This is a genomic window from Flavobacterium sp. (assembly GCF_039932285.1).
GTDB lineage: Bacteria > Bacteroidota > Bacteroidia > Flavobacteriales > Flavobacteriaceae > Flavobacterium.
Genome location: NZ_JBDTQE010000109.1, coordinates 1 through 5,993, shown reverse-complemented (window position 1 = coordinate 5,993; position 5,993 = coordinate 1). Strand labels below are relative to the sequence as shown.

General features: G+C 32.4%; 5 protein-coding genes. 1 reads left to right on the top strand and 4 read right to left on the bottom strand.

The window, feature by feature from the left end; all coding sequences use genetic code 11:
• The coding region (locus ABI549_RS13250; RefSeq protein ID WP_348076937.1) for a cation:dicarboxylase symporter family transporter at positions 1-1,003 on the bottom strand (1,003 nt) is incomplete at its 3' end.
• A gap of 106 nt (positions 1,004-1,109) precedes the next feature.
• Positions 1,110-2,177 carry a chorismate synthase gene (aroC, locus tag ABI549_RS13245; protein ID WP_348076936.1) on the bottom strand — a complete coding sequence of 356 codons (1,068 nt, stop codon included), beginning with the start codon at positions 2,175-2,177 and terminating at the stop codon, positions 1,110-1,112.
• Between the two features lie 153 nt (positions 2,178-2,330).
• Here aroC and ABI549_RS13240 point away from each other — a divergent pair, with 153 nt between their 5' ends.
• Complete coding sequence (locus ABI549_RS13240) at positions 2,331-2,894, top strand: hypothetical protein (protein ID WP_348076935.1); 564 nt, start codon at positions 2,331-2,333, stop codon at positions 2,892-2,894.
• A gap of 84 nt (positions 2,895-2,978) precedes the next feature.
• Here the strand turns inward: ABI549_RS13240 and bshA are convergent, their stop codons facing one another.
• Complete coding sequence (gene bshA / locus ABI549_RS13235) at positions 2,979-4,127, bottom strand: N-acetyl-alpha-D-glucosaminyl L-malate synthase BshA (protein WP_348076934.1); 1,149 nt, start codon at positions 4,125-4,127, stop codon at positions 2,979-2,981.
• 54 nt (positions 4,128-4,181) lie between these two features.
• A partial coding sequence (locus ABI549_RS13230; protein WP_348076933.1) for a serine hydrolase occupies positions 4,182-5,993 on the bottom strand: 1,812 nt, incomplete at its 5' end.

The following is a 5,993-nucleotide window of genomic DNA, read 5'->3' as shown; positions in this document are numbered from 1 at the left end:
GTGCAATAAAAATACTAGCAAATGTCATGTACATCATACTTCCGTCAAGGTTAAAGGAATATCCTAGTGGCAACATAAATGAAACAATCTTATCTTTTACACCAAAACGTTCTAATTCCTCGGTTAGTTTAGGGAAAACAGCTTCTGAACTGGTTGTTCCGAAAGCAATTATTAATGGGCTTACGATATGTTTTAATAAAGTTTTCATTTTGTGTCCTAAAAACACAAATCCAATTAGCAATAGAAAAACCCATAAAGTAGAAATTCCTACCAAAAATGAACCAAAAAATTTAGCATACGTTAGCAAAAGATCATTTAAATCTCGAATAGCAAAAACTCCTGCAATAGCACCAAATACACCAATTGGAGCAAATTTCATTACATAGTTTACCATTTTAAGCACAATGTATGATGTCTTGTCTAAAGCATTGATAACTGGTTTTGTAAAATCTCCTAACGATGCCGCTGCCAATCCGAAGAAAATAGAAAAAATTACGATTTGTAATATTTCATTATTTGCCATGGCTTCGACAATACTTTTGGGAATAATGTGCTCTACAAAATTTTGAGCAGAGAAACTTTGTGTTTTTTCGGTTACTTCGACTGCGGTTGAAACATCAATATTAGAAAGTTGTAATCCTGTTCCTGGATGTAAAACATTTACCCAAAACATGCCTATTAATAAGGAAATAAATGAAGCAGTAAAAAACCAAGCCATTGCCTTTCCTCCTATTCGTCCAACTGATTTTATATCTCCTAATTTTGCAATTCCTACTACTAAAGTGGTAAATACTAATGGCGAAATTATCATTTGTACCAAACGTATAAAGACTGTTGCCAACATTTTTATGTAGCCACTAAATTCTTTGGCAGCTTCTTCTGAATAATTATTATGAATAAAAATGCCTAGAATAGCGCCCAAAATCATGGCTATTAGAATTTGAACGGTTAAGTTACTGAAAAGTGATTTTTTGGTTTCGATTTTAGATGCTGTTGAATTCATAGTTTATTGTTGAATGTTATTTGTTTTTTAGCCCTGATAGTAGTGGAAATCCTTTTTCTTGCTCCTTTAGCAAGAAAAAGATTGAAGAGCAAAGCTGGAATAGCTCCTAATGATTATTATATATTTTATTTAAAAGAAAAAAATCGGCAATTACAATGGCTGCCATCGCTTCGACAATGGGAACGGCGCGTGGCACAACGCACGGATCATGACGACCTTTGCCTTGTTGTTCGATAATTTCGTTTTTATTTGTGAGTACTTCTTGTTTTTGAATAAGTGTGGCAACGGGCTTGAAAGCGATGCGAAAATAAATGTCCATTCCGTTAGAAATGCCGCCCTGTATTCCGCCTGAGAGATTGGTTCTGGTTGTTCCGTCTTCGTTATAAGAGTCGTTGTGGTCGCTTCCTTTCATCTTGGCGCCACAAAATCCGCTACCAAATTCGAAACCTTTTACCGCATTTATAGAAAGCATTGCTTTTCCTAATTCGGCATGCAATTTATCAAATACTGGCTCTCCGAGACCTATTGGCACATTTTGTATAACGCAAGTGATGGTTCCGCCTACGGTATCTCCTTGTTTTTTTATTTCTTTGATATAGTTTTCCATTTTTTTGGCTGATGCCAAATCTGGACAACGAACCGCATTGCTTTCGGTTAACGAAAAATCTAACTCTTGGTACGGTTTGTCTATAAAAATTTCACCTACCGAAGATACAAAAGCATTTATTTTTATGTCTGGAATAACTTGTTTTGCCACTGCTCCCGCCACTACTCTACTGGCTGTTTCTCTAGCTGAACTTCGTCCGCCACCGCGATAATCCCGAATTCCGTATTTTTTTTCGTACACATAATCGGCATGACTCGGACGATAGGAGTCTTTTATATGTGAATAATCATCCGATTTTTGGTTTGTGTTAGGAATAATAAAACCTATTGGCGCTCCTGTGGTTTTTCCTTCAAAAATTCCTGATAGAAACTGTACTTCGTCTTCTTCTTTTCGTTGCGTAACTATAGTAGACTGCCCCGGCTTGCGGCGTTGCATTTCGAGTTGAATGGCTTCTAAGTCAAGTATTATATTTGGTGGACAACCATCGATAATTCCGCCCAAAGCTTCTCCGTGGGATTCGCCAAAAGTTGTGATTTTAAAAATGTTTCCGTAACTATTTCCTGCCATTACTTTTTGTTTGAAACAAATATAATCTAATCATTAAAACTTATAAAATAATATTAAGATTTAATTTTTTTTTTACTTAAATAAGCAACAAAAAATAAATTAGTGGCACAATAATTGACAGTTTATATACGTTAAATAAAAAAACAAATTATTATGAAAAAATTATTTATTGCCGCTTTAATGCTTACGGGGTTTGCATTTAGCACACAAGCACAAGAAAAAAATGCAATCGGAATTAGATTAGGTGACAATTCAGGTTTTGGAGGTGAAGTCTCATTCCAAACTGCTGTATCTAAAAACAATCGTATCGAATTAGACTTAGGTTTTAGAAATCAAGGTAATGTTTATTATGGCTACGGATATGGAAACAACTACAATTATGGTAAAGGTTATGGTCATAATGATGTTAAATTAGTTGGTCTATACCAATGGGTATTTGATATTAAAAATGGATTTAAATGGTATATAGGTCCTGGAGTTGGAGCTGGTATATACAGCTCGAAAAACTATTACAATCCTGTAATTGATCGATATGAAACTAAAAATGGTGCTTTTGGAGTTATTGCTGGAGATGTAGGAGTTGAGTATAACTTTAAATTTCCTTTGCAGCTTTCTTTTGATGTAAGACCTGAAATATACCTTAGCCCTGATTATATAGATGCTAGAGATAATAGTTTTGGCCCTGATTTAGGATTGAGTGCTAGATATAGATTCTAAAAAATAATTTATATCAAATTCAAATGAAAGGTTGATATAAAATTTTAGTTTTTAATAAAAAATTTAAAACATCTTTAATCTAAATTAGATTAAAGATGTTTTTGTTTTAGATTCTTCTAAAGCTTCTAGATATAATTTTTCGTATAAAGGAACTATTTTTTCTACCGAAAATTGTTTGGCAACTTCTAATGCATTTTTCTTAAATAGGTTTAAGTTATCTTCATCAGAAATTATTTTAAGTGCATTTTCAGCCATTTCTTTTACATCTCCTATATTACTTAAATATCCTGAAACACCATCTATATTTACCTCTGGCAAACCACCTGAATTACTTGAGATTACAGGAACGCTACAAGCCATAGCTTCTAGAGCTGCAAGACCAAAACTTTCGGTTTCTGATGGCAATAAAAATAAATCTGTTAAGGTCAAAATTTGATTTATTTCATTACTATTTCCAAAGAAAATTACTTTCTCTGTTATTCCTAATTTTTCACATAACTTTTCAGCTTTAGCTTTTTCTGGTCCATCGCCAACCATCATTAGTTTTGCAGGTATTTTTTGCTGAATTTTATAAAAAACTTTTACAACATCAGGAATATTTTTTACTTTTCTAAAATTACTAATATGCGTAATAATTCGCTCCTCCGGATTTGCCATCACAGAACGTTTACAAGGAATATTATCAATAATTTTATTTTCTAATTCGATAAAATTTGGAATCACTTCTATTTCATTTCTAATGTCAAAAAGTCTGAGCGTATCCTCTTTTAAACTTTGAGAAACAGATGTCACTTTGTCCGATTTATTAATGCTGAAGGTAACTGCCGTTTTGTAAAACGGATGGTTTCCAACCAAAGTAATATCAGTCCCGTGAAGTGTCGTAACCATTGGAATAGTGATTCCTTGATCTTTTAGCATTTGCTTTGCCATATAACCTGCATAGGCGTGAGGAATAGCATAATGCACATGTAACAAATCTATTTTATGTAGTTTGACCATATCTACCAATTTGCTCGACAAAGCCAACTCATATGGTTGATAATGAAATAAAGGATACTCTGGAACATTTACCTCATGGTAATGCACATTTGGGTTTAAAAGTGCTAAACGAACAGGTTGCCTGTAGGTAATAAAGTGTATTTCGTGACCACGATGTGCTAATTCTAAGCCTAATTCGGTGGCAACAACGCCACTTCCTCCAAAAGTTGGGTAACAAACGATTGCAATTTTCATGATTCGAAATTACAAAAAATAAAAAATTTTGTAAGCCATTTTAGACAAAATTAACTATTCTTTAATAATTGCGTCATAAATAATTTTTTGAATATCTTCTCTAATATTTTCTTTAGATAATTTATTTGGCGCATTTGAGTCAGGAAAAGTTCTGTTAGATAAGAAAACATATACAATTTCTGTTTCAGGATCTACCCAAGCCATAGTTCCTGTAAAACCAGTATGCCCAAAACTTGTTAATGAGGCACAACCACAGGTTGGTCCTGACGTCCCTGGCAATTGTGGTTTGTCGAGACCTAGTCCTCTCCTATTCCCTTCGGCACAAAAGTAACAGGTATTAAAATCGTTAAAAGTTTTTTCTGAAAAATATTGAATTCCACCATAATTTCCTTTCTGTAAATACATTTGCATCATTTTTGCAATATCTATTGAATTAGAAAAAACTCCTGCATGTCCAGCAACACCTCCTTGCATCGCTGCTGCCATGTCATGTACATATCCTTGAACTATTTGGTGACGAAAATAGGTGTCGTTTTCTGTAGGTGGAATCATGTCTAGATCAAATCTTTGAAGCGGATTATATAATGTACTACTCATTCCTAATCTAGAAAAAAAGTTTTCTTCTGCTAATACATCTAACGTTTTATGATGATGTGTCTCAAGATATTCTTTTAGCAATATGAAAGTAAAATCGCTGTATTTGTATTCTTTTTTAGGTAATAATTTACTGTCAATTATCTTTTTTATAATGGTGTCATTATAATCATTTCGTATATACAAATTTTCATCTACTTGTGTAGAGAAGTTTATTAAGTCTGTTTTTCTATAATAATTTGCTAATGGTTTTTTAGAAATTGAATCGATAGTTTTTTTATAAAATGGCTCCCAAGCTTGCAAACGAGCATAATGAGAAAGCAATTCTTTGAAAGTAATGGAATCTTTATTTGAATTTCTTGCTTTATGAACCATTTCACCAAGACGAGTATCTAAATTTATTTTTTTGTCATCATAATCTAACATTACATTAGGTAACGTTCCAATTATTTTAGATAATGAAGCTATATCATATATATCTGAGTTTTTTACTTTGATATCCTTTCTGTAAGTATGATAACCAAAAGACTTTTGATAAATTACTTTTCCTTTTCTAGCTACTAAAATTTGTGCTCCAGGTGTGATCCTATTTTCAATTGCTTTTAAAGCTATTTTATCTATTTCTGCTAATTTTTCTGAACTCATTCCTACACTTTCAGGTGTTGAAAAACCCAGTCTATTAATTCTTTGGGTAGATAATCCATCTCCAACTTTAAACAAATCACCAACCGAAACAGGCAATTTTCCTTTAGCTTCGATAGCACCAAAAATTAATTCGGCTGATACTTCCTGAGCAATATCTCCATTTTGATAGGAAACTATTATACTTTCAATATTATCAATATTCTTTAGCGATGACAGGATATAAGGTTTGGTGAATACATCTAAAATTACATCATTATTTTCTGCAATTTTATCAATTAATGCCAATTCAGTTGCCGTAAATTCATATTTTTTCCACCATGATTTATCCGAAACATGGTAACCTAAAATTACTTTATTGTATTTTTTTAATTCTTGATTTAAGCTGTCAATATTTTCATTAGAAACAACGGTAACATCAGCATATTTTTTTAGTGTTGTTAAAAAAGAATTTCCTGAATCATCACCCATTTTTACGTAAGCAATTTTTGTTTTCTCTAACTCATTAATAGGTAAAGTCTGATGATCATTTTTTGCAACTGTGATTGCATTTTCATATAACTTATACTGCAAAGAATTGCTATATGGTGTGTTAAGTTCTGAATATAAATGATTTATTTCTATTGGTTT